Origin of the sequence: Herbaspirillum sp. GW103, from assembly GCF_000261365.1 — a bacterium.
GTDB lineage: Bacteria > Pseudomonadota > Gammaproteobacteria > Burkholderiales > Burkholderiaceae_D > Herbaspirillum.
In genome coordinates this window covers 252,621-277,589 of record NZ_AJVC01000003.1, presented here as the reverse complement: position 1 = coordinate 277,589, position 24,969 = coordinate 252,621, and the positions used below count along the sequence as shown (strand labels likewise).

Here is a 24,969-nt window from a genome sequence, read left to right as displayed (position 1 = left end):
TTCCGGGGGAAAGCGACAACATGCCAGAACACAGAATCCAGCGCGCATCCAGAACAGCCAAGCTGTTCGTGGTCGTGGTCTGTCTCATCATCCTGCTGCTGGAGGCGTGGTCGGCCTGGCGTGCCTATGAGGTGGCCACCGACGAGGCCATCCGCAATGCCTCCAACATGGCACTGGCCATGACCCAGCATGCCGACCAGTCCTTCAAGGAAATCGACGTGGTCCTGCAAGGCATCCAGGAGCATATGGAATATGACGGTCCCGGCGTGGCCGGGCGCCAGCGTACCCATGATTTCATGGTGGCCTCGGTGGCGGCCGTACCGCAGTTGGCCAGTCTGATGGTGTATGACGAAACGGGCCTGGCCATCGGTACCTCGCAGGCCACTCTGGAACACCGCTACATCCAGGACGATTACTTCCTGCACCACCAGCGCCTGCGCACCGACCAGGCCTACATCGGCAAGCCCATGCGCAGCCGCACCAACGGCCAGTGGATCGTGACCATGAGCCGGCGCGTGAACCACACCGACGGCAGCTTTGCCGGGGTGGTGGTGGCCGATGTCGACCTCAGCCACTTCCAGCGCTACTACGAACAGTTCGCCATCGGCCGCGACGGCGCCATCCTGTTCGGCCTCAACGAAGGCACCGTGATCTATCGTCAGCCGTTGCTGAGCTATTCCATTGGCCTGGACATCTCCAAGTCCGTGCTAGTGACCCGATACCTCAGCCGGGCCGAAGAAGGCAGCTTCGAGATGCGCTCCCCGCGCGACGATATCGTGCGCCTGACCAGTTTCCAGCATTGCAGCCTGTATCCCCTGTTCGTCGCCGTGGCGCTGGCCAAGGACGACGTCCTGGAAGACTGGACACGGCGCGTGTGGATCCGCGGCATCGCGGTGCTGCTTCTGCTCATCGTCATCGGCTATGGCGGCAACCGCCTGGTGGCGCAGGTGGCCGGGCGCGAAAATGCCGAGCTCGAAGCCATCACCGCCCGGACCGAACTGGAAAGGCTCTATCGCACCCTGGAAGCGCAGTCGCAGAAGGACGGCCTGACCGACGTCTTCAACCGCCGCTACTTCGATGCGGCGCTCACCGCTGAACTGGCGCGACTGAACCGTTCCGGCGAGTCGCTCTCGCTGATCATGGTGGATGTGGACCACTTCAAGCGCTACAACGATACCTATGGTCATGCTGCTGGCGACATCTGTCTCAAGCAGGTGGCGGCAGCCCTCAACAGCGTGGCACGTCGCCAGGGCGACATCGTGGCACGCTATGGCGGCGAGGAATTTGCGCTGATCCTGCCCAACTGCAACGCTGCCAGCGCCCACGCCATTTCCAACCGGCTGGTACAGGCCGTGCGCGCCCTCGATATCCCGCATGAAGGCAGCTCGGTAGGACACGTCACCATCAGCGTAGGAGTCGCCAGCCTGGCCAGCGGCAAGGGTGCACAGGTCGATGCCCGCGAACTGATCGACACCGCCGACGCCGCCCTCTACCGCGCCAAGGAACAGGGTCGCGACCGTGCGATCCAGCACGACTATCCGCGCCTGGCGATGATCCCCGAACACCCTGGGCGGAGGTGAAGATGCGCTGCCTGATCCGCTACCAGCTGCGTGACGAAGCGACCCCGGCCCATCACGAATTCAGCAGCGAGGCGCCCGATGTCGAGCAGGTCATCCAGCACCTCACCGAATTCCTGCATCCGGAAGTGGTCTTCGAATTCCTGCCGATGCGGCCCGGCGGCAAGGACAGCATCACGCAACTGCGCGAGCGCATGGCGCACGCGCGCGATTATCTGGAACAGTATTGCGGCCTGCAGAGCCTGTCCTACATGCTCCTGCCGGAAGGGGCCAGCTCAGCCCAGGGGAAATGGACCAATGTGCTGCTGGGCAGTCAGAAGGAGACGGCTTACCCGCAGCACGACGACGACCGGCAAGGCAGCGCCTGAACATCCCGCCTGCTAGGGCCTGTTCACATTCAATCTGTGAGATGCGTTGCCCCCAGCAGCAGGCGCCGGTCTGCCACGCAGCGCACGATCTGGGCATCATGCGTCACCAGCAGCACGGCGCTACCCGCCTCCCTGGCCTGCTCCACCAGCAGTGCGATGACCTCCTGCTGGGTCAGCGGGTCCAGGCGCGAAGTCGGTTCATCCGCAAAGATCAGGGCCGGACGCATCAGTAGCACGCGCGCCAGCGCAATGCGCTGCAACTCCCCGCCCGAGACCTGGCGCGGCAGGCGCTCCAGCAGACTGGGACAGAGCCGCATGCGCGCCAGCAGATCCTCCAGAGGCTGCCAGTCCAGTCCATGCAGGCGCACCAGATCGCGCAACGACTGACGCAGCGTGACGGTGGGCGCAAAGGCCGCCGCCGGGTCCTGATAGATCTTCTGGAAGGCGGTGCGCGCCAGACCGGCCGCCCGCGTGACCTGTCCGGCATCGGGCCGCAGCAGGCCCAGCACGATATTGCCGAAAGTGGTCTTGCCAACGCCGCTGGGGCCGCTGACGGCGACGATTTCCCCGGCATGCAGACGTGCACTGATGCCGCTGAACAAAGGCTGCTCACCGAAGGACTTGGCCACCTCGCTGAGCTCGACGAGCACGGAGGAGGCCGGAGCCGATGCCGTGGACACGGTCGCCGCCGGTTGCGCCCAGCACGCCGGATCAGCCGCCAGCAGTCGACGCGTGTAGGCGTGCCCGGGCTGCGCCAGCAGTGCTTCAGCCTGGCCGCGCTCGACCATGCGCCCCTCCAGCATCACCGCCAGTTCGCCGCCCAGCGCGCGCGCCAGCCACACATCATGGGTGATGCACAGCAGACTCATGCCCTGCTGCTGCGCCCTCTGCAACAGCGTCAGCACCTCGCCGCGCCGGTCCGCATCCAGCCCCTTGGTCGGCTCATCGATGATCAACAGCGGCGCGCCCGCGGCGTGGGTGGCCAGGAACGCCACGCGCTGGGCCATCCCGCCCGAGATCATGAAGGGGTAATGATCGGCCGCCGCCTCCAGCCCCAGGCTGGCCAGGGCCTGCCCGGCCAGCGTACGGGCCTGGCGGCGCGCGCCGCGCAGGCTCTCGTGGCGGCTGTCGGCGGCGGGATGGCTGACCAGCTCATAGGTCTCGGCCACCTGATGCGCCACCGTCATGGTCGGGTCCAGCGCCAGCCAGGGCTCCTGCGGCAGCAGCGCCACGCGCCGCCCCCAGCCGCGCCGGCGTGACGCGGCATCGGCGGCCTCGGTGGTCGCTCCATCGATCTCGATCCGGCCGCTGGCATGCAGGCTGGCCGGCAGATTGCCCATGATGGCCTGGGCCAGCAGGGACTTGCCCGAACCGCTCTCGCCCAGCAGCGTCATCACCCCACCGCGCGCAATGGAGAAATCGATGCCCTGTACCAGCGCGCTCTGGCCGTGCCAGACCGACAGGTCCTGCACCCGCAATGCCGCATTCGAGGAAAGAATGTTCATTCCTGCTCCTTCTGTCCTGACGACAACAGCAAACCCAGCAAGGTGAGGAACAGCACCAGCACCGGCCCGCCCAGCAGCCAGGGTGCTTCGCGGTAATACGGCAGCAGTTCGATCATCATCACGCCCAGTTCCGCCGTGGGCGGCTGCAGCCCGACGCCGACGAAACCCAAGGCCGACATCGCCAGCACCGCGCCCGCCAGGCCGAAGCGCATCAGCGTCAACAACCGTGGCAGCAGCGCCGGCAGCAGATGGCGGCGCATGATGTAGACGGCCCCGAATCCCAGCAGGCGCGAGGCTTCCACCTGCGGACTGGCCAGCAGGATGCGGCTGGCGGCGCGCACCACGCGGAAATATTCCACCCACAAGGCCAGCGAGATGCCCACATACAAAGGCCAGAAGCCGCCCGGAGCAAAGGCCGCCAGCAGCAACACCAGCAACAGGCCCGGCAGGGCCAGCACGGCATCGGCCAGGGCGGAGAGCACACGCTCGGTCCAGCCGCCGCACCAGGCCGCCAGCAAGCCGATGAGTACCCCGGGGAGCGCCGCCGAGAGCACGCTCAGCAGCGCCAGCGCCAGGGACAGCCGCGCGCCATGCGCCAGTCTTGCCAGCATGTCGCGACCGAGCTGGTCGTAGCCCAGCGGATGGGCCAGGCTGGGCGCTTCAAGAAAGCGCGCCAATTGCTGGCGCGCCGGATCGGCATCGATGAGCAGCGGCCCCAGCCAGGCGAACAGGAAAATCAACAACAGCAGCAACAGGCCCGCGATCTGCGCGGGTCGCCAGCGCCGTGTGCCCGGCTGCAGCGGCCATTCGGAGGTAGACGGATTCATGGTCGGCGGCGCGGATCGATGAAGGCGCAGGCGGCATCGACCAGCGCATTGAAGAGAACGAACAACAGGCCCAGCACCAGCGCCGTGCCCTGGATCATCGGCACGTCCCGTCCGAAGATGGCATGCACCAAGGCGTGACCGATGCCGGGCCAGGCGAAGATGGTCTCCACCAGCACCACCCCTTCGACCAGCATCACCAGTTGCACTCCCAGATAGGCCGTGACCGGTGCGGCCACATTGCGCACGCCATGGCGCAGCAAGGCTTGCCCGGGCGTGAGTCCCTTGGTCAGCGCGAAGGCGAAGTAATCGGAGGCGCGCACCTGCACCATGGCATCGCGCGCCACCCGGCAGGACACTGCCGCCAGCCCCAGTGCCAGCGTCAGCGCCGGCAACACAATGCCACCGTGGTCGGTATGCCCCGCCGCCGGCAAGGCGCCCAGCTGCACCGAGAACAGCAGGACCAGCACCAGGCCCAACAGGAAGGAAGGCAAGGCCCGCAACAACACCGACACTGCCAGCGTGGCGCGATCGATCCAGCCACCCGGATGCAGTCCGGCCAGCACACCGAGGGGCGGGCCGATCAGCAGCGACAGCACCATCGCCAGAAAGGACAGGCGCAGCGTGGGGCCCAGCTGATGCGCGATTTCCACCAGCACCGGCAGCGCCGTCACCTGGGACACCCCCAGGTCCAGGTGCAGCAGACGACTCCACCATTGGCTCAAGGCCATGAACCAGGGTTGGTCCAGGCCCAGTTCGGCGCGCACGGCCAGGGCCGCCTCGGTGGTCACCATGTCGTAGCCGTAACGACCGGCGGCGATGCGATAGGCCATGTCGCCCGGCAGCAGGCGTGTCATGAAGAAACAGAGCGTGCCCACCAGCAAGGCCACCAGGGCGGCTTGCAGCAGGCGCTGGCTCAAGGCGCCGGCCAGTTGCCGGCGCGTGGCCGGTGGCAGCAGCAGAAGGCGGGTCAGGTCCATTGCAGGGAAGCGATGCGATAACTGCGTTCGAAGGGATCGATGCTGGCGCCGCGCAGGCGACGACTGACGGCACAGGTCTGGCGATACCACAGCACCGGGATCACCGGCAACTGCGCCTGCAAGACGGCCACGATGCGCTCGCGCTCGGCTCGCCCGGTGTTGGCGTCGCCGCTCGGGAGCGCCGCCAGCCGGGCCAGCAGGGCCGGGACTTCTCCGTCATGCCAGCCCATGGCGCCCCAGTCGCCCCCTTGCGGGCCGAAGTCCTGCAAGAGGCTGGCCACCGGGTCGGGCAGGTTGCCGTAGTTGCGCGCGGCCAGCGCCATCTGCAACTGGCCGCTGCGATGACCGGCCGGGATGTCGCTGGAATTGCCGATCTGTACGCGCACGGCGATGCCGATTTGGCGCATTTCTTCCTGCAGGGCGGTGGCGATGAGCGGCAGCTCGGGACGATCGACGAAGGTGATCAGGCTCAGTTGCAGCTTCTGGCCATCCTTCCAGCGGGCACCGTCGGTACCGAGGCGCCAGCCGGCTTCTTCCAGCAGGCGGCGCGCCTGCCGGAGATCGGTATGCAGCGGCGGCAGGCGGGCATCATGCCAGCGTGCCAGCGACGGCGGCAGCAGTTGCGTCGCACCGAGGTCGGCATCGCGCAGCAAGGCACGGGCGATGCCCTCGCGCTCGATGCCCAGGGAGATGGCGTGGCGCACCCGCACATCGGCCAGAAAAGGATGGCCGGCGTTGAGCTTGAGGATGGTGGTACGCGGCAGCATGGCCGACAGCAGCACGGCATGCGGACTATTCTGCAGCGCGCGGATGCTGGGCGGATCGAGCGAAAAGGCCAGATCGGCCTGGCCGCTCTGGACCAGCAGCGTACGCGTTTCCGCGCGTGAAACGCTGATGTAGCGCGCACGCCGTACCGCCCTGCCCGCCCCGCCCTCCACCCGCTCGACATCAAACTGCTGCGGCAGGCTGATCGACTTGATGCGGAACGGGCCGCTGCCGAGGATGGCCACTACCTTGCCCCGTGCATCGAAACTGGCCGGCGCCAGGATCTGCGTGGAGTAATGCGTGAGCAGATAAGGCAGCGGGCCGAAGGGCTGGCGCAGAGACACCACCAGATCACTTTGCTGCACAGTCATGGCCGTGATGCCTGCCAGTTGCAGTACACCTGGCAGGACAGCGGCGCGCTGCAGACAGGCCAGGATGCTGGCGGGCGTGACTTCGCTCCCATCGTGGTAGCGCCGTCCGCGGGCCAGCGCAAAGCGCCATTGCAGGCCATCGGCGCTGACCTGCCAGGCCGTCGCCAGCCCCGCCTGCAACTGCCCGGCATCGTCCACCTCCAGCAGGGTCTGCACGACTTCCATGCGGGCGAACATGTACCCGGCGCGGGAGGGATCGAGCCCGGTCAGTTCCCACGGCCCGACCACGGTCAGGACATCGCTGTCGCTCCCGGTGATGGCATGGGCGCTGGCCGCCTCATCGCCATGCGCCCATGCCTGCGGCCACGGGCTGGCGGCCAGCAGTGCCAGCAAGGCGCGCCGACGTGACATCTGAGAATAACGCTTCAAGCAAGGCCTCTTCAGAACTTCACGTTCAGCGCCAGCGTGGCGGTACGTTCCTCGCCCGGCATGATCCACACAGTGCTGTAGGAGCTGCTGTAGTAACGCTTGTTGAAGAGATTGTTCAGGTCCAGCGAGAGCTTCATCTTGGGGGTGAACTGCCAGTAGGCCAGAGCACGCGTCGTCACGTAAGCGGGCAGCTTGAAACTGCCGGCCTGGTCACCGGTACGGTTGCCCACATAGTTCAGGCCACCACCGATACCGTAGGGCCTGCCACTTGCAGACGCATCTTCAAACACTGCCAGTACACTTCCCGATACACGCGGCACGTTGATCAGCCACGAACCGACCGTCAGGGTGTTGTCCTTGCTGACGTAGGCGTCGGTATAGGCCAGGTTGCCGGTCAGCCGCCAGTGGTGGCCCAGGCGCGCATTGGCGTCCAGTTCCACGCCCTTGCTGCGCACTTCACCGGCCGCTATCGAGAAGGATGGATTGGCCGGATCGGTGGTCAGCACGTTTTGCTTGCTGATGTCGAACACGGCCAGGGTGGCGCCGCTGCGCTGGTCTTCGCTCTGGAACTTCAGGCCGACTTCGGCCGCACGCGAGGTTTCGGGGCTGAAGGCATTGCCGCTGGCATCGCTGCCGCTGTTGGGGCGGAAGGACTTGCTGGCGCTGACGTAGGCTGACCAAGCGGGCGTGACGAGGTAGGTCAGGCCCAGGCGTGGCGAATAGGCGCTCTTGTCCTGGCGGGTGGTGGTGCCGGTGCGCCAGTTGTTCAGAGTGGAACGGAAGCCATCGGCACGTATGCCGGCCAGGAGCTTCCAGCGCTCGCTCAGGCTGATCTGGTCCTGCAGATAGAGCGCGGTACTGATCTGGCGTTCGCTGGTATTGGTGTTGGGGGTGGGGGTGGGCTGCGCCTGGCCGTAGACCGGGTCGTAGATGTTGACGGCATAGGGGGCCGCAGCGCTCGGGTTCACGCGCAACATGCGCTGATCCAGCGTGAGCCAGTCCACTTCGGTCCCCACCAGGACCTCATGCTGCAGGCTGCCGGTGTGCAGCTTGCCGCCCAGTTCCGCCTGCAGCGCGGTATCGTGCCAGCTGTAGTCGCGGTAGCGGCGCTGGCGGCGCAGGGTGGTGTTGTCGGCCTGCAGGGCCGAGGCTTCGGTGGAATAGCCATCCAGCGTGCCATCCTTGTGGAACACACCGGTGCGCAGGTGCCAGTTGTCGTCGAGACGATGTTCCAGGGTCAGCAGGTGATTGGTGTTCTGCATCGTCATGTCGCCATCCCCAGGCTCGCCCAGGAAGCGCGAGACCGGCAGCACGCCCGGATTGCCGTTGACGGCGACGATGCCGCGATCCAGCGGCGCCTTCTGGCGCAGGTACTCGCCTTCATAGTTCAGCACGGTACGCTCACTGAGCACCCAGGTGAACGCCGGTGCCAGGAACTGGCGGTCGCTGCTGACGTTGTCGCGGAAGCTGTTTTTGTGCTCGACGGCTGCATTGAGCCGGTAGGCCACTTCGCTGTTGAGCGCCCCGGTGGAGTCCACCGCGCTGCGATAGCCGCCCCGGCTGTCCACCGACAGATCAAGGGAATGGGCCGCCTTGAACTGCGGCTTCTTGGTGACCACGTTGACGGTGCCGCCCGGTTCGCTGTTGCCATAGAGCGCCGCCGCCGGACCCTTGAGGAAATCGATGCTCTCCACGTTGGCGGTATCGCGCGGCGGCGCGTAGCCACGATTGGAGGCGAAACCATTCCAGAGGATGTTCATGCCGCCATTCTCGCTGCCGGAAAACCCGCGGATCGAATAGTTGTCCCACAGCCCGCCGAAGTTGTTCTGCTTGGCCACGCCACTCACGTAGAGCAATACGTCATCCAGGCGCGTGGCCCCGAGGTCGTCCATCAGCTGGCGCGAGACTACCTGCACCGACTGCGGCAATTCCTGCAGGGGCGTTTCGGTACGGGTGGCGCTGGAGGTGGTGCTCTGGCGATACTGCTGGCGCTGGCTGGTACCGGTGACGACCACCTGGCCCAGGCCGCTGTCGGTGCCGGTGATGGCGAGGGCGTCGGCGCTCCAGGCCGGTTGCTGGCCGTAGCCGATGGCGAGCGCGCCCAGCACGGCCGCCCGCAGTGCGGTCATTTTCATCTTTTCCCTTGTGATGTCGTTGTGCTGCGGCTGGGTGCGTGGACTGCCTGGCCGCGATGGAGAGACCGTCTTGCGCGGTCAGGGCGGGATTCTAATGCAACTTTGTTGCAATTATCAAGAGAAATGAATCGCATTTAGAACGCGAGTCCTGCACATGTGGGCAGGATGCACACTCTGCGCGCAGTGCGTGCGCAGTGTAGCGATGCAAACGAGCCTGCGGGTGCGGCATATTGCCGCACCCGCAGGAAGTCTTTACAAGCGAAGCAGGAACGTGCCCCCCGTTAAAGCCACCCCGCCTTGCGCAGCCGCCGCCACAGCAGCGTGCAGGCGGTGACGATGCCGCCCAGTACCAGCGGGAAGCTCCATTGCCAGGACAGTCCCGGCATGTGCGCGAAGTTCATGCCGTAGAGGCTGAAGATCATGGTCGGGATGGCCAGGATGGCACCCCAGCCGGCCAGGGTCTGGACGATCTCGTTCTGATGAATGGTGACCTGGGCCAGGTTGATCTGCACGGCCGACTCCACCATTTCGCGCAGGCGGTCGCCGGTATCGATGAAGCGCACCACGTGGTCGTAGATGTCGCGGAAATAAGCCTTGCCTTCCTTGGTGATGAGCCCTTCATGGAAGCGCAGCAATTGCGTACAGACGTCCAGCAGCGGCGTGGCGGCCGAGCGCAGGCGGATCAGCTGGCGCTTCAACTGGTACAGCTCCTGCAGGTAGGCCTTGCCGCTCAAGGCACCGGGATTGAAGAGCTGTTCCTCATACTGGCTGAACTTGGTTTCAAGGTCGTCCATGATGGGACGATAGTTGTCGACCACGAAGTCCATGATGGAATAGAGCACAAAGCTGGGGCCGCGCATGAGCCGCTCGGGCAGCATCTCGCAGTGCTCGCGCACCTTGGCATAGCTGCGCGAGGCGCCATGCCGCACCGTGACCACGAAGCGCGGACCGGTCAAAATGTGAGTCTCGCCGAAGAGCACTTCGCCGCCGGCCAGCTGGGCCGTGTGCAGCACCACGAAGAGGGTGTCGCCGTATTCCTCGATCTTGGGGCGCTGGTGCGCGGCGTAGGCGTCTTCCACGGCCAGCTCGTGCAGGCAGAATTCTTCCTTGATCTTGTTCATCAGTTCGACATTGGGCTCCAACAGGCCCAGCCAGACGAATGTGCCCTCCTCTTCCAGCACGTCGCTGATGTCGTCGAGGCTGATGTCGCGCAGCTTCTTGCCCTTCTTGTAGACCGTGCAATTGACGATCATGGCGGGATCGATCATGTCTCTTTCCTGTTCTTGTCAGATCAGCCGGTGCGCCAGCGCAGGCGCTGCTTGAAGACCTGGGCCATGATCACGCCGGCCAGCGTGATGAGCCCACCAATGGCGTGGTAGGCGTGCAATTGCTCGCCCAGCGCCAGCACTGCAATGATGACAGTGAAGACCGGCATCAGGTTCACGAAAATGGCACAGCGGCTGGCCCCCAGATACGCCACGCCGCGCATCCACAGGAACTGCGAGAGGATGGAAGCGGCAATCCCCGCATACAGCAGGATGGGCAGGTTATCGCGCGTGATCGGCGAATGATGGCCCAGCACGTAACCGGGAAAGAGCAGCACCACCGCCGTCAGCACCTGCATGTAGAGCAGTTGCCAGGTACGCAGCGGCAGCGCCCAGCGACGCAGCATGACACCGTAGAGGCCATAGGCGATGGTGGCCAGCAGCATGAGCAGGTCACCCGTGACCACGCCCTGGTCGAACAGCGCCAGCGGATGGCCGCGCCCGATCAGCACCGCCAGGCCGAAAAGCGAGAGGATGCCACCGGCCAGGGTGCCGATCGTCGGCGGCTCAGAGAGCAGCTTGATGCTCAGTACCAGCGTGAGCAGCGGCATGAGCGAGGCGATGATGCCCATGCTGGTGGCCGAGGCCGTGGCCGCGGCGAAATACGCCAGACTCTGGAACAACACCATGCCCAGCAGGGCCAGCACCAGGATCTTGCCCAGGTGAGGACGGATCTGCGCACGCGCCGCCCAGGTCGGGCGCGCCAGGAAGGGCGACATCAGCAGCGCCGCCAGCACCCAGCGGTAGAAGGAGATATCCTCCGGCGCAATCACCCCTGCCGACATCTTGCTGATGACGGTATTGCCGGCCCAGATCAGGACCGCGCCCAGCGGAAACCACAGGGACTTGTACGTCATGGGCTGCATGCTTCTCCTCGTTGTGCCGTGGCCGGACGTGGGTGCGTCAGGCCGGCTTGTTGTCCTGCTGGCCCGCCATCTCGGCACCGGCATTCGGCGGCAGCTGGCGCAGCATCAGCAGCGCCAGCGAGGCCACCGCGCCCACCACCAGGAAGGCCGGCCAGAAGTCCTGTGCCACCAGCGTGGCATGGCCCTGGATTTCATTGGACATCTGCAGTGCAAACCCGGCCAGCACCACGCCCATGCCGATGGACAATTGCTGCGCTACGCTGGCCATGCTGGTGGCCTGGCTCAGGCGGACCTTGTCGACATCGGCGTAGGAAATCGCATTGAGACTGGTGAACTGCAACGACCGGAAGCAACCACCGATGAGCAGGATGATCACCATCAGCAGGTAAGGTGTCTGCGGCGTGAAGGTGGCCATGGCCCACAGCCCCAGCACGCCCAGCGCGCCATTGACCAGCAATACGCGGCGAAACCCGTAGCGACGCAGGAAGCGCGCGGCGATGGTCTTCATGAACATCGCACCGGCGGCCGATGCACAGGTCAGCAGGCCCGAATGGAAAGGCGTATAGCCAAAGCCCAGTTGCAGCATCAGCGGCAGCAGGAAGGGAATGGCACCGATGCCCACGCGATAGAGCGAACCGCCGAACACACCGGCACGCAAGGTCGGAATCTTCAGCAATGCCAGATCGATCAGCGGTGCCGTGGTGCGGCGTGCATGCCACACATAGGCACACAGAAACAGAGCCCCCGCCACCACACAGGCCAGCGAGATATCCCCCGCGACCAGATGGCGGCCCGAGGTGGCCAGGCCCATCATCAGCAGCGAGCAGCCCAGCGCCGAGAGGATGAAACCCAGGATGTCCAGGCGGGCTACCTGCTCGGCCTTGAGGTCGGGAATGAAGCGCGTGGCCAGATAGAGTCCGAGAATGCTGATGGGAATGTTGATGAAGAAGATCCAGCGCCAGTGGAAGTACGTGGTGATGAAACCACCCAGCGGCGGCCCCAGCACCGGGCCGAACAAGGCCGGGATGGTGAGATAGGACAAGGCCTTGACCAGGTTCACCTTCTCCACGCTGCGCAGGATCACCAGGCGTCCGACCGGCACCATCATGGCCCCGCCGATGCCCTGCAGGAAGCGGGCGGCGACGAAGTGCGGCAGGGTCGAGGACACCCCGCACAGGACGGAGCCCAGCATGAAGACGCAGATGGCCGCGCGGAAGATGGTGAGCGAACCGAAGCGGTCGGCCATCCACCCGGAAATCGGAATGAAGACCGCCAGCGAGACCAGATAGGAGGTCAGCGCCAGCTTGAGTGAAATCGGATCGACGTGCATGTCCAGCGCCAGCGCCGGCAGCGAGGTCGAGATGACGGTGGAATCCATCTGTTCCATGAACAGCGCACAGGCGACGATCAAGGGAATGATGAAGGTGCGGGGAATGGCCATGAGCAAGAAAGAATGAAGGGGCAGCCGGGCCGCATGCAGCCACAATGACCGGCCTTGCAAGCCGCCCGGCAAGCCTTGCAGTATACCTTTTACGCTATCATGCTGCCGGCGGCCGCCCTGGCCCCTCCCCTCGCTGTCATCGCTGCCCACGCCTCATGAACGAATGTTTCGCCCTCCTCGACGACCACCAAGCCAGCCCGGCCGAACCGCGCTCGCGCCTCTACACCGGGCATGTGCGCACGCTGGCCTGCACCGATGCCGCGCACTTCCCGGCGATGCTGGACGAGATGCAGGCAGCGCTGGCCGAGGGACAGCACGCCGTGGCCTTGTGGCGCTATGAACTGGGCGCGGCGCTGCAGCGCCTGCCGCATCACCCGCTGTCCGGCCCCCTGGCGCGCGTGCTCTTGTTTGCCCACTGCGCGCCTCTGTCTGCTGCCGAAGTGGATGCGTGGCTGTCCACCCAAGTACGCTCCGACAGCGCCGGCATCACCCGTCTGCGCAGCAGCGTCGATGAGACCGCTTTCACTGCGGCCATCGATCGTATCCGCGATTACATCGCAGCCGGTGATACCTACCAGGTCAACTACACCTATCGCCTGCACTTCGAGGTGCTGGGCGACCCCATCACCCTGTACCGCCGCCTGCGTGCACGCCAGCCGGTGCCGTATGGTGCGCTGCTGCGCGATGAGAGCGGTGGCATGGTGCTCTCGTGTTCGCCGGAACTGTTCGTCGCCCATCAGCAGGGAACGCTGAAAGCCAAGCCCATGAAGGGTACCGCGCGGGCCGTACCGGTCGGAGAGGAAGGTGCGGACACGCTCAATGCGCAACGCGCCCTGGCCCTGTCCCACGATGAAAAGAACCGCGCAGAAAACCTGATGATCGTCGACCTGCTGCGCAACGACCTGGGCCGCGTGGCAGTCCCGGGCTCGGTGCAGGTACCGCATCTGTTCGACGTGCGTCGCTACGGCCAGGTGCTGCAGATGACCTCCACCATCCGCGCCCGCCTGCGCGCGGACGTCACCCTGGCCGATGCGATTGCTGCGCTCTACCCTTGCGGCTCGATCACCGGTGCGCCCAAGCGCCGCACCATGGAGATCATCGACGAGCTGGAAACCGAAGCGCGCGGACTCTATACCGGGGCCATCGGCTGGTTCGAGGCGCCGCGCGCGGGCGGGCATGCCATTGGGGATTTCTGCCTCTCGGTGCCGATCCGCACGCTGGAGCTGCAAGCCCCGCAGCAGGGCATGCGCAGCGGCGTGATGGGTGTGGGTGCAGGCATCGTCCACGACAGCGAGGCTGCCTCCGAATTTGCGGAATGCCAGCTGAAATCAGGTTTCCTCACGGAATTGACACAAAGCTTCACGCTCTTCGAAACCATCCATGCCACCCGCAGCGGTTGCCGCCATCTGGCGCTGCATCTGGAACGTCTGAAGCAATCTGCTTCACTGCTGGGCTATCCCTTCGATGCGACGGCCATCCGAGCACAACTCGATGCGCGCTGTGCTGAACTTTCCGACCAGACGGCCTATCGCCTGCGGCTGGCGCTGGATATCCACGGGGGCATCGCGATCCAGCATGCGGTGCTGACCCCGTTGAGTACGCCGGTCAAGGTCTTCCTGGCGGACACGGCCACCGACAGCCATGACCCCTTCCTGCGCCACAAGAGCAGCCAGCGCGCCCGCTACGACGCCGCCTGGCAAGAAGCCGAACGGCGCGGCGGCTTCGACCTGCTGTTCTTCAATGAACGCGATGAACTGACCGAGGGCGGCCGCAGCAATGTCTTCGTCAAGATCGGCGGCCGCTGGTGCACGCCGCCGCTGGCTTGCGGGGTCTTGCCGGGCGTCATGCGGCAGGTGCTGCTGGCCGATCCGCAATGGGATGCCGTGCAAGTCGTCATCACCCGCGCCGACCTGATGGCAGCGCAGGAGATCGTGGTCTGCAATGCCTTGCGCGGGGCGCTGCCGGCGGTACTGGTCACCGCCTGAGCACGCTCCATACGCAACTCGGATCAACGCAGCGCTGCGTTGTCCTTCAGGCCCCTGGCCTTGTCAGCCGTCTGCTGCTGCAGCGGGCCGAGGTCATCCAGGCTATGCCCGTCCCAGCCCCCGCCCAGCGCCTTGGCCAGCAGTACGCTGGCGGCCATGCGGCGGTTGAGGATACTGAGCGAAGTCAGCTCGGCCGACAGCGCAGTGGCCTGGGCCGTGATGACGTTGACGTAGCTCACCGTCCCCGCCTTGTACTGGTTGGTCACCAGCGTAACGGCCTGGCGCGCAGCCTGCAGGGCCTCGCCCTGCACGGCCGCTTCCTGCTCCAGGATGCGCAGCGCGGCGAGGTTGTCTTCCACTTCCTGGAACGCCGTCAGCACCGTCTGCTTGTAGGTGGCCACCGTCCCGTCATAGGTGGCGATGGCCTGATCGGTGGCCGCTGCGCGCGCACCACCATCGAAAATGGTCTGCGCCAGTTGCGGGCCCAGCGACCACACACGTCCCGGCAGCGTGAACCAGTCGGCGAAGGTGGAGCTCTGATAACCGCCCGAGGCCGACAGCGTCAGGCTGGGGAAGTAGGCGGCCTTGGCCACGCCGATCTTGGCATTGGCCGAGGCCACGCGGCGCTCGGCAGCGGCCACATCGGGACGACGCTCCAGCAGCATCGACGGCACCCCCTGCGGCACCGGCGGCGCCACCGCCGTGAGCGGCGCGCGCGGCAGCGAGAACTGGGCCGGCGTCTTGCCCACCAGCAGCGCGATGGCGTGCTCCACCTGCGCCCGTGTGACGCCATTGTCCAGCGCCGACGCCTGGGCCGATTTCAGTTGTGTCTGCGCCTGGATCACGTCGGACTTGGCCACCAGCCCGGCGGCATACTGGTTCTGCGTGACCTGCAGCGAGCGCTGGTAAGCCTGGACCGTGTCTTCCAGCAATTGCTGCTGGGCATCCAGCACGCGCAGTTGCAGATAGTTCTGCGCCAGCTGGGCCTGCGCCGACAGGCGCGCTGCGGCGAGATCGGCTGCACTGGCCTGGGCGCTGGCCTGGCTGGATTCGACGTCGCGCCGCACCTTGCCCCAGATGTCCGCTTCCCACGAGGCCGTCAGCGAGAAGGTATAGGCGTTGCGCACGCTGCCCGATGAACTCGACGAGGTGGACGTGCCGGAGGATGTGGCTGAGGACGAACCGGCAGAGCCGGAGCGCCCGCGCGAGGCACCGGCCGAGGCCGACAGCGTGGGCGCATAGGCCGAGCGCGAACTTTGCACCAGCGCCACGGCGCTGCGGAAATTGGCTTCGGCCAGGGCCAGGTTCTGGTTGGAGATGTCGACCTGATCGGCCAGCGCATTCAATTGCGGATCGCCAAACATTTCCCACCACTTGCCATCGGCCATCAGGTCACGCGGCTGGGCCGGCTTCCAGTGCTGGCCTTCCTTGAAGACGGCCGGGCCGGTGTCCATCTGCGGACGGACATAGTCAGGCCCCACCGAGCAGGCCGCCAGCGCAAGGCTGGCTGCCAGCACCGCCAGCAGCGGCTTGAGTTTGAACAGGTCTTGTTGCGTCATGCGTTTCTCCATGGCGGCAGCCTCAGGCCGCCGAGGTTTCTGTCTTGTTCTTGCGGCCGAAACGGCGGCGGCCCCAGGCGCTCAGGCGTTCCATGTACAGATACACCACCGGGGTCGTGTAGAGCGTGAGCAGCTGGCTCACCACCAGCCCGCCCACAATCGAGATGCCCAGCGGCTGGCGCAGTTCAGCGCCATCGCCGTGGCCGATGGCCAGCGGGATGGCGCCCAGGAGCGCGGCCATGGTGGTCATCATGATGGGGCGGAAGCGCAGCTTGCAGGCCTCGAAGATGGCGTCGCGCGGTGACAGGCCGCGATTGCGTTCGGCATCGATGGCGAAGTCCACCATCATGATGGCGTTCTTCTTGACGATGCCGATCAGGAGGATCACGCCGATCAGCGCGATGAGGCTGAAGTCGGTGCCGGTCACCATCAAGGCCAGCAGCGCCCCCACGCCCGCCGAGGGCAGCGTGGAAATGATGGTGATGGGATGGATCAGGCTTTCGTACAGAATGCCCAGCACGATATAGACCGCCAGCAAGGCCGTCAGGATCAGGATGGGCTGGCTGGAGGTGGAGGCCTGGAAGGCATTGGCCGTGCCCGCGAAAGTGCCCAGCACGCTGGTGGGTACGCCCAGTTGCGCCATGGCGCGGTCAATGGCGGCGGTGGCCTGCGACAGCGAGACCCCCTCGGCCAGGTTGAAGGACAAGGTCGAGGCCACGAACTGGCCCTCATGGCTGACCGACAGCGCCGTGGTGGTGGGCTCGAAGCGTGAGAACGCCGCCAGCGGAATCTGGCGCGAGGCCGCCGTCGAGATGGTCTGCGCCAGCCCGGTATTGGCGTTCAACTTGCCCGAGGCCGACAGCGCCGGCGGGGTCGACAGGCTGGAGGTGGTGGGCGAGAGATTGGAGGAACCGGCCAGGCTGACGTAGGTATCGCGCAGGATCTCCGGGCTCTGCCAGTATTGCGGTGCGGCTTCCATCACCACGTGGTACTGGTTCATGCCGCTGTAGATGGTGGAGATCTGACGCTGGCCGAACAAGTCGGACAAGGTCGAGTCGATCAGCTGCGGCGTGACCCCGGCACGCATGGCCGTCTCGCGGTCGATGGTCAGGGTGGTCTGCAGACCGTTGTCCTGCTGGTCGGTGCTGATGTCTTCGAGCTCCTTCAGGTTGGACAGCGCCAGGCGTATCTTGGGCTCCCAGATGCGCAAGAGGCCCACATCGTCGGACTTGAGCGAATATTCATACTGCGAATCACTCTGGCGCGCACCGATGCGGATGTCCTGTACCGGCACCAGAAACACCCGCGCACCGGCCACTTTGGCGGTCTTGATGCGCAGCCGCGCGACCACCTTGTCGGCACTGTCTTTTCGTTCAGAGAGGGGCTTGAGCGTGACATACATGAAGCCGCCATTGCGCCGCTGTCCACCGGTAAAGGCCACCACATCGGACACATCCGGATCGGCCTTGACGATATCGATGAACTCGTTGAGCTTGGTGCGCATGGCCTGGAAGGAGATGGCCTGGTCGCCACGGATGCCGCCGATCAGGCGCCCGGTATCCTGCTGCGGGAAGAAGCCCTTGGGGATGGCCTTGTAGAGGTAGACATTCAGGGCGATGGTGGCCAGGAGAATGAGCATCATCAGCGGTGCCGCACGGAGCGCCCAGGCCAGGGTGCGCTCGTAGGCCAGCAGCATGTCGGCGAAGATGGCCGCGCTCTGGTCGGCGATCTTCTGCAGCCAGGGATGACGGCGTTTGCGGCGGGCCTCATCGGCCTCCGGATCATGGCGCAGCAGTTGCGCACACATCATCGGCGTGGTGGTCAGCGACACCACCAGCGAGACCAGAATGGCCACCGACAAGGTGATGGCGAACTCGCGGAAGAGCCGCCCGACGATGCCCTCCATCATCAGAATGGGAATGAAGACGGCGATCAGCGAGATGCTCATCGACAGCACCGTGAAGCCCACTTCGCGCGCTCCCAGCAAGGCCGCCTTGTAAGGCTTCATGCCGGCCTCGATGTGGCGCGAGATGTTCTCCAGCACCACGATGGCATCATCGACCACGAAGCCGGTGGCAATGGTCAGCGCCATCAGCGAGAGATTGTCGAGGCTGAAACCGGCCAGGTACATGATGCCGAAGGTGCCGATCAGCGAGACCGGCACGGCCACCGCGGGGATCAACGTGGCCCGCGCATTGCGCAGGAACAGGAACACCACCATGATCACCAGCGCCACCGAGAGCATCAGGGTGAATTCGGTTTCCTTCAAGGAGGCGCGGATGGTGGGAGTGCGGTCCAGCACCACCTTCATGTCGATGGCGGCCGGAATCGATGCCTGCAACTGCGGCAGCAGCGCACGCACGCTATCGACCGTCTCGATGATGTTGGCGCCGGGCTGGCGGTTGATGATGATCAGCACCGAGGGCTTGCCGTTGGAAGAACCGGCATTGCGCACATCGGCCACCGAGTCGCGCACCTCGGCCACGTCCTGCACCCGAACCGGCGTGCCGTTGCGATATGCAACGATCAGCGGGGCATATTCGGCGGCGGTCTTGGCCTGGTCGTTGGCATAGATCTGCCAGTTGCGGCCATCGTCCTCCAGCAAGCCCTTGGGACGGTTGGCATTGGTGGCAGCCACGGCCGTGCGCACATCCGCGCTGCCGATACCGTACTTGTTCAGGGCCGTGGGGTTCAACTCGATGCGCACCGCCGGCTGCGAGCTGCCGCCCACGCTCACCTGCCCCACACCGCGTACCTGCGACAGTTTCTGCGCCACGATGCTGTCGGCGGCGTCGTACATCTGGCCCTGGGTCATGGTGTCCGACGTCATGGCCAGGATCAGGATGGGCGCATCGGCCGGGTTGACCTTGCGATAGGTCGGGTTGCTCGGCATGCCGGTAGGCAGCAGGTTGCGCGCGGCATTGAGCGCGGCCTGCACGTCACGGGCGGCACCGTCGATATCGCGGCTCAGGTCGAACTGCAAGGTGATGCGGGTGGAGTTCTGGGAGCTGGTCGAGGTCATCTCGGTCACACCCGCAATGGCGCCCATGGCGCGTTCCAGTGGCGTGGCCACGGTTGCAGCCATGGTCTCGGGGCTGGCCCCGGGCAGCGAGGCCGAAATCGAGATGGTCGGATAATCCACCTGCGGCAGCGGCGAGACCGGCAGCAGGCGGAAGGCCACCATGCCGGCCAGCGCAATGCCAATGGTCAACAGTGTGGTCGCGATGGGCCGCTTGATGAAGGGAAGCGAAATATTCATGCGCGCATCCGCTTACACCGCAGGCGGCAGGGTGGCCGGTTTGCCGTCATCGTCATCCTCGCCGCCATGGCCCGGTTCGCGCAGTCCGAAGCGCGCGCGCAGGCGGCGGCCCAGGCTGTCGAAGCCGAGATAGATCACCGGCGTGGTGAACAAGGTCAGCACCTGCGACACCAGCAGACCACCCACCATGGTGATGCCCAGCGGCTGGCGCAGCTCGGAACCGACCCCGGTCCCCAGCATCAGCGGCAGCGCCCCCAGGAGCGCTGCCATGGTGGTCATCAGGATGGGGCGGAAGCGCAGCAGGCAAGCCTGGTAGATCGCCTCGCGCGGACTCTTGCCTTCATGCCGTTCGGCTTCCAGGGCGAAGTCGATCATCATGATGGCGTTCTTCTTGACGATGCCGATCAGGAGAATGATGCCGATGATGCCGATGATGCCCAGGTCCGTGCCCGAGATCATCAGCGACAGCAAGGCACCCACGCCCGCCGAGGGCAAGGTGGAGAGGATGGTGATGGGATGGATGTAGCTCTCGTAGAGCACGCCCAGCACGATGTACATGGTGATGATGGCCGCCAGGATCAGCCACAGCGTGTTGGACAGCGAGGCCTGGAAGGCCAGCGCCGCGCCCTGGAAGTTGGTGACGGTGGAGTCGGGCATGCCGATCTCGTCTTCGGCCACCTTGATGGCCTTGACCGCCTCGCCCAGGGAAGCGCCCTTGGCCAGGTTGAAGGAGATGGTCGCCGCCGGGAACTGGCCGATGTGGTTCACCACCAGCGGGGCCGTGCGTTCGGTCACGGTGGCAATCGAGGACAGCGGCACCTGGCCGCCGGCGGAGGTGACCAGGAAGATGCTGTCCAGCGCTTCAGGCCCGCGCTGGAATTCCGGCTTGACCTCCATCACCACGCGATACAGGTTCGATTGCGTGTAGATGGTGGAAATCAAGCGCTGGCCGAAGGCGTTGTAAAGCGCATTGTCGATGGCGGCCGTGGTGATGCCCAGGCGCGAGGCGGCATTGCGGTCGATCTCGATATAGGCCTGCAAGCCCTGGTCCTGCAGGTTGCTGGCCACGTCGGCCAGTTGCGGCACCTGCTGCAGACGCGCGATCAGCTTGGGCACCCAGGTGCTCAGGGTGGTCGGGTCGGCGTCTTCCAGCGTGAACTGGTATTGCGTGCGCGAGACGCTGTCTTCGATGGTCAGATCCTGCACCGGCTGCATGTAAAGCGTCACGCCCGGCACCTCTTGGGTGAGCTTGGGTTGCAGGCGGCGGATCACGTCGGAGGCCGAGACATCACGCTCTTCATGCGGCTTCAGATTGATGAGCATGCGGCCGCTGTTGAGCGTAGCGTTGGTGCCGTCCACTCCGATGAAGGAGGACAGGCTTTCCACCGCCGGATCTTCCAGCACCACCTTGGCCAGCTGCTGCTGCTTCTCGCCCATGGCGCCGAAGGAGATCGATTGCGTGGCCTCCGAGATACCCTGGATGACACCGGTATCCTGCAGCGGGAAGAAACCCTTGGGCACGAACACGTAGAGCAGCACGGTCAGGCCCAGTGTGGCCACTGCCACCAGCAGGGTCAGCTTCTGGCGTTGCAACACCCATTCCAGCATCACGCCATAGCGCGCGATGATGCGGTCGAAGAAAGCCTGGCTCTTGTGATAGAACCAGCCCTGCTGTTGTTCCGGCTGGTGGCGCAAGAGGCGCGCGCACATCATCGGCGTGAGCGTGAGCGAGACCACGGCGGAGATGAGGATGGAGACCGCCAGCGTGACCGCGAATTCATGGAACAGTCGACCGACCACATCACCCATGAAGAGCAATGGAATCAGCACGGCGATGAGCGAGAAGGTCAGCGAGATGATGGTGAAGCCAATCTGCTCGGCGCCCTTGAGTGCGGCCTGCATGGGCTTCATGCCCTCTTCGATGTAACGCGAGATGTTCTCGATCATGACGATGGCGTCATCGACCACGAAGCCGGTGGCAATGGTCAGCGCCATGAGCGTGAGGTTGTTGATCGAAAAGCCCGCCAGGTACATCACCGCGAAGGTGCCCACCAGCGACAGCGGCACCGCCACGCTGGGGATGATGGTGGCGGGCACGTTGCGCAGGAAGACGAAGATCACCATCACCACCAGCGCCACCGAGAGCAGCAGCTCGAACTTCACGTCCGCCACCGAAGCGCGGATGGTGGTGGTGCGGTCGGTCAGGATGTGGACATCGATGGCGCCGGGCAGGCTGGCCTGCAACTGCGGCAGGATCTTCTTGATGCTGTCGACCACGGCGATCACGTTGGCACCGGGCTGGCGCTGGATGTTCACGATCACCGCCGGCTGCTGGTTGGCCCAGGCGCCCAGGCGGACGTTTTCTGCACCGTCGATCACATCGGCCACATCCGAGACGCGGATGGGCGCACCGTTCTTGTAGGCGATGATCAGGTTGCGGTATTCATCGGCCGAGCGCAGCTGGTCGTTGGCGTCAATGGTGGAGGCGCGCGTGGGACCGTCGAAACTGCCCTTGGCCTGGTTGACGTTGGCGTTGCCGATGGCCGTGCGCACGTCATCCAGGTTCAGGCCCAGCGCGGCCACGGCGCGCGGATTGATCTGCATGCGTACGGCCGGACGCTGGCCGCCCGACAGGCTCACCAGACCGACGCCGGACAATTGCGAAATCTTTTGCGCCAGACGGGTATCGATCAGGTCCTGCACCTTGGGTAGCGGAATGGTCCTGGAGGTGACCGCCAGCGTGATGATGGGCGTATCGGCCGGATTGACCTTGCTGTAGACCGGCGGCATCGGCAGATCCGAGGGCAGCAGGTTGCTGCCGGCATTGATGGCGGCCTGCACTTCCTGCTCGGCCACGTCCAGGCTGAGATCAAGATTGAATTGCAGCGTGATCACCGAGGCCCCGCCGGAGCTGGTGGAAGACATCTGCTTCAAGCCCGGCATCTGGCCGAACTGGCGTTCCAGCGGTGCGGTGACGGAGGAGGTCATCACATCCGGGCTGGCACCGGGGTAGAGCGTGACCACCTGGATGGTCGGGTAATCGACTTCGGGCAGGGCCGACAGCGGCAAGAGCCGGTAGGCGACGATGCCCACCAGCAGGATCGCCAGCATCAGCAAGGATGTGGCGACCGGCCGCAGGATGAACTGGCGCGAGGGATTCATGCGTGAGCCTTGTGCAGATTGGGCAAATCGGACTGAGGGTGCTTACTTGGCGCCGTTGGCGTTGCCTGCATTGTTGGCGCCGCCTTCGCGCTGGCGGCGCAGCTCCATCATCTTCTGGCGACGCTGGTCTTCGGGCAGCTTCTTGATTTCTTCGCCGAATTCACCGGCATCGATGCGCTTGTTGAGTTCGGCCCAGCGCTTCTGCCGCTCTTCCGGACTCAGGTTGGCCTCGCCGCCCTGGGCCGCTTGACCGCCCTGCCCCCGCTTGCCATGGCGACGTTCCGGATTCTCGGTGGTGAGCTTGTTGGCCGGATCATCGGCGCCGCCACGCGTGACAGCTTCCACCTTGGCGCCTTCGCGCAGGCGGTCGATGCCATCGATGACCACGGTTTCACCGGCGCTGATGCCATCGGTGATGACGGTCTGGTCATCCTGCACCGGGCCGGTCTTGACCGGGCGCACGGTGACGGTGTTGTCCTGCTTGACCACATACACGAACAAGCCCTTGGCCCCGCGCTGGATGGCGGCCGTGGGGATGACGGTGGCGCCCTTCTCGGTCTTGAGTTGCAGGCGGATGTTGACGAACTGGCTGGGGAAGAGCGCGTAATCGGTATTGGGGAACTGGGCCTTGAGCTTGACCGTGCCGGTGGTGGAGTCGACCACGTTATCGATGGTCAACAACACGCCATCGGCCAGTTTCTTCTTCTGCTCGCGGTCCCAGGCCTGGGCCGGCAGCTTGCGGCCGCTCTGCAGTTGCTGCAAGACCTGGGGGATATTGTCTTCGGGGATGCTGAAGATGGCCGTGATCGGCTGCAACTGGGTGATGATGACCAGCCCATTGGTATCGCTGGTAGTGACGTTGTTGCCCACGTCGGCCTGGCGCAGGCCGAGGCGGCCGCTGATCGGGGCGGTGACGCGGGTGAACGACAATTGCAGACGGGCGCTGGCGACACTGCCTTCATCGGCCTTGACCGTGCCCTCGTATTGCTTGACCAGCGCGGCCTGGGTATCGACCTGCTGGCTGGCAATCGAGTCCTGCGACAGCAGGGTCTGGTAGCGCTTGAGATCCAGCCGGGCCGAGGCGAGCAAGGCGCGATCGCGCGCCAGCTGCCCTTCGGCCTGGGTCAGCGCGGCCTGCAGCGCACGCGGATCGAGCTCGGCCAGCAGCTCACCGGCCTTGACCACCTGGCCTTCCTTGTAATGCAGCTTCATCAGTTGTCCATCCACGCGGGCCCGCACGGTGGCCGTGGCCGTCGGGGTCACCGAACCCAGACCGTTGAGGAACACATCCACGTTCTGCACCTGGGCCGTGGCCACGCCCACCGGCATGGTCTGGCTGCCAAAGGCGCCGGCACCGGGACGCCGCGCACCCGGCCCACCAGGGCCACCGGGACGTCCGCCCGGGCCACCCATGGCCGCCATCTGCTCCTGTTCGGTCTTCTTCTTGGACCACCATTTGGCGCCGCCACCTGCGGCCAGCACCGCTACCAGGACCCAGAACCACCAGCGGCGCAGAATGCTGCCACGGGAAGAGCTGTTGGAGGGAGACGGCTGCCGGGAATTGGGAGTATTTGTCATGTCAGGAAAACCTGTGAACCGATCAAGTCGGCGGGCTGGCACGCAGTGTACCCAGCTATTGCCGCCATTGCACGATGTGCCAACGAGAACAGCCTTGCGGGCAAACGCAAGGCTGTCGGGTGGAACTGCACGCTGCGCCGGTATCAGGCTTGCGCCGGCGCAGCGGCAGGTCATGCCTGCCCCGGTTTAGTTGGCCGGCGGGGCATCCGGAGCCGGCTTGCCGCCATGCGGGGGACCCTTGCGGTCGCCGTGGCGCATGTGTTCCATCTTTTCCCAACGATGGCGCTCCATCTTGGCGTGCTCGGCATCGAAGATCTTCTGCTGCTCCGGCGACAGAGTGGCGTAGAAGTCCTTGGTGGCGGCGATGCGCTGCTCGGCGAAGGCTTCACGCTTGCGCATCATGTCAAGCTGCTTGTCCAGACGTTCCGGGGTGCTCAGCTTGGCCCATTCTGCCTTGTCGGGACGGCCGGCCGGGTCGAACGGGGCCGGTTTGGTCTTGTCGAGGAAGAGCTTCCAGGCGGCTTCCTGGGAGGCGGTGATCTTGAGCTTGTCGTGCAGCTCGGCCTGGTGCTTGGCGCGCATCTGCTCGAACTTGGCGATCTGTTGCGGGCTTGGCGCATGACCTTGCGGGCCGCCCGGGGGCATCTGGGCAAAGGCCGACAGGGTGACGGCGCTGATGCTTACGGCGGCGACGCCGGCCAGGATACGGTTCTTGAATGTCAACATGGCTTGCTCCTTTCAGGGGGTGGTGCTCGTTATGCTTTTGAACAGCGACGTGCTGTCCTGGCATGGTTCCCATTAAACCGGCGGCGTGTATCAAGGATTTTTCCGCTGTGGCGT

The 24,969-nt window shown here is 65.2% G+C and carries 16 protein-coding genes; 3 read left to right on the top strand and 13 right to left on the bottom strand.

The features are described 5' to 3' along the window. The first annotated feature begins 20 nt into the window (after window positions 1-20). Together GWL_RS04730 and GWL_RS04725 are read left to right on the top strand one after the other, a co-directional pair. Window positions 21-1,580: a sensor domain-containing diguanylate cyclase gene (locus GWL_RS04730; RefSeq protein ID WP_008327287.1), complete on the top strand. Its 1,560-nt coding sequence runs from the start codon at window positions 21-23 to the stop codon at window positions 1,578-1,580. A gap of 2 nt (window positions 1,581-1,582) precedes the next feature. Continuing rightward, a complete protein-coding gene (locus GWL_RS04725) occupies window positions 1,583-1,945 on the top strand; it encodes a hypothetical protein (RefSeq protein WP_008327286.1) in 363 nt (120 codons plus the stop codon). Between the two features lie 29 nt (window positions 1,946-1,974). Here the strand turns inward: GWL_RS04725 and GWL_RS04720 are convergent, their stop codons facing one another. The 8 genes from GWL_RS04720 to GWL_RS04685 all read right to left on the bottom strand — a co-directional run bounded on the left by GWL_RS04720 (window position 1,975) and on the right by GWL_RS04685 (window position 12,586). After that, window positions 1,975-3,450 (bottom strand): ABC transporter ATP-binding protein, encoded by a 1,476-nt coding sequence (locus tag GWL_RS04720; RefSeq protein WP_008327285.1) that lies wholly within the window; start codon window positions 3,448-3,450, stop codon window positions 1,975-1,977. Further along, a complete protein-coding gene (locus GWL_RS04715; protein ID WP_008327284.1) occupies window positions 3,447-4,277 on the bottom strand; it encodes an ABC transporter permease in 831 nt (276 codons plus the stop codon). Before GWL_RS04715 ends, GWL_RS04720 begins: the two co-directional genes overlap by 4 nt. After that, a complete protein-coding gene (locus tag GWL_RS04710; protein ID WP_008327283.1) occupies window positions 4,274-5,254 on the bottom strand; it encodes an ABC transporter permease in 981 nt (326 codons plus the stop codon). The genes GWL_RS04715 and GWL_RS04710 overlap by 4 nt, the downstream gene beginning before the upstream one ends. Further along, entirely contained in the window at window positions 5,245-6,801 is a 1,557-nt protein-coding gene (locus GWL_RS04705; RefSeq protein ID WP_008327276.1) for an ABC transporter substrate-binding protein, read from the bottom strand. Before GWL_RS04705 ends, GWL_RS04710 begins: the two co-directional genes overlap by 10 nt. 29 nt (window positions 6,802-6,830) lie before the next feature. After that, window positions 6,831-8,954: a TonB-dependent siderophore receptor gene (locus GWL_RS04700; RefSeq protein ID WP_034350091.1), complete on the bottom strand. Its 2,124-nt coding sequence runs from the start codon at window positions 8,952-8,954 to the stop codon at window positions 6,831-6,833. A 281-nt stretch (window positions 8,955-9,235) separates the two neighbouring features. Then, on the bottom strand, window positions 9,236-10,222 hold the full coding sequence (locus GWL_RS04695; protein WP_008327273.1) for a magnesium and cobalt transport protein CorA: 987 nt from the start codon (window positions 10,220-10,222) through the stop codon (window positions 9,236-9,238). Window positions 10,223-10,245: 23 nt separating this feature from the next. Next, a complete protein-coding gene (locus tag GWL_RS04690; RefSeq protein WP_034350523.1) occupies window positions 10,246-11,136 on the bottom strand; it encodes a DMT family transporter in 891 nt (296 codons plus the stop codon). A gap of 46 nt (window positions 11,137-11,182) precedes the next feature. Continuing rightward, window positions 11,183-12,586 (bottom strand): DHA2 family efflux MFS transporter permease subunit, encoded by a 1,404-nt coding sequence (locus GWL_RS04685; protein ID WP_034350089.1) that lies wholly within the window; start codon window positions 12,584-12,586, stop codon window positions 11,183-11,185. A 155-nt stretch (window positions 12,587-12,741) separates the two neighbouring features. On the opposite strand from GWL_RS04685, the gene GWL_RS04680 reads away from it, so the two are divergent. Beyond that, window positions 12,742-14,571 (top strand): chorismate-binding protein, encoded by a 1,830-nt coding sequence (locus GWL_RS04680; RefSeq protein WP_034350087.1) that lies wholly within the window; start codon window positions 12,742-12,744, stop codon window positions 14,569-14,571. A 23-nt stretch (window positions 14,572-14,594) separates the two neighbouring features. Here the strand turns inward: GWL_RS04680 and GWL_RS04675 are convergent, their stop codons facing one another. From GWL_RS04675 to GWL_RS04655, 5 genes are all read right to left on the bottom strand, one after another. Beyond that, window positions 14,595-16,130: an efflux transporter outer membrane subunit gene (locus GWL_RS04675; RefSeq protein ID WP_034350086.1), complete on the bottom strand. Its 1,536-nt coding sequence runs from the start codon at window positions 16,128-16,130 to the stop codon at window positions 14,595-14,597. Window positions 16,131-16,152: 22 nt separating this feature from the next. Continuing rightward, on the bottom strand, window positions 16,153-19,389 hold the full coding sequence (locus GWL_RS04670) for an efflux RND transporter permease subunit (protein WP_008327260.1): 3,237 nt from the start codon (window positions 19,387-19,389) through the stop codon (window positions 16,153-16,155). 12 nt (window positions 19,390-19,401) lie between these two features. After that, entirely contained in the window at window positions 19,402-22,551 is a 3,150-nt protein-coding gene (locus tag GWL_RS04665; RefSeq protein ID WP_008327259.1) for an MdtB/MuxB family multidrug efflux RND transporter permease subunit, read from the bottom strand. Between the two features lie 42 nt (window positions 22,552-22,593). Next, complete coding sequence (locus GWL_RS04660; RefSeq protein ID WP_008327258.1) at window positions 22,594-24,129, bottom strand: MdtA/MuxA family multidrug efflux RND transporter periplasmic adaptor subunit; 1,536 nt, start codon at window positions 24,127-24,129, stop codon at window positions 22,594-22,596. Window positions 24,130-24,315: 186 nt separating this feature from the next. Then, window positions 24,316-24,855 (bottom strand): Spy/CpxP family protein refolding chaperone, encoded by a 540-nt coding sequence (locus GWL_RS04655; protein ID WP_008327257.1) that lies wholly within the window; start codon window positions 24,853-24,855, stop codon window positions 24,316-24,318. Window positions 24,856-24,969: the final 114 nt, after the last annotated feature.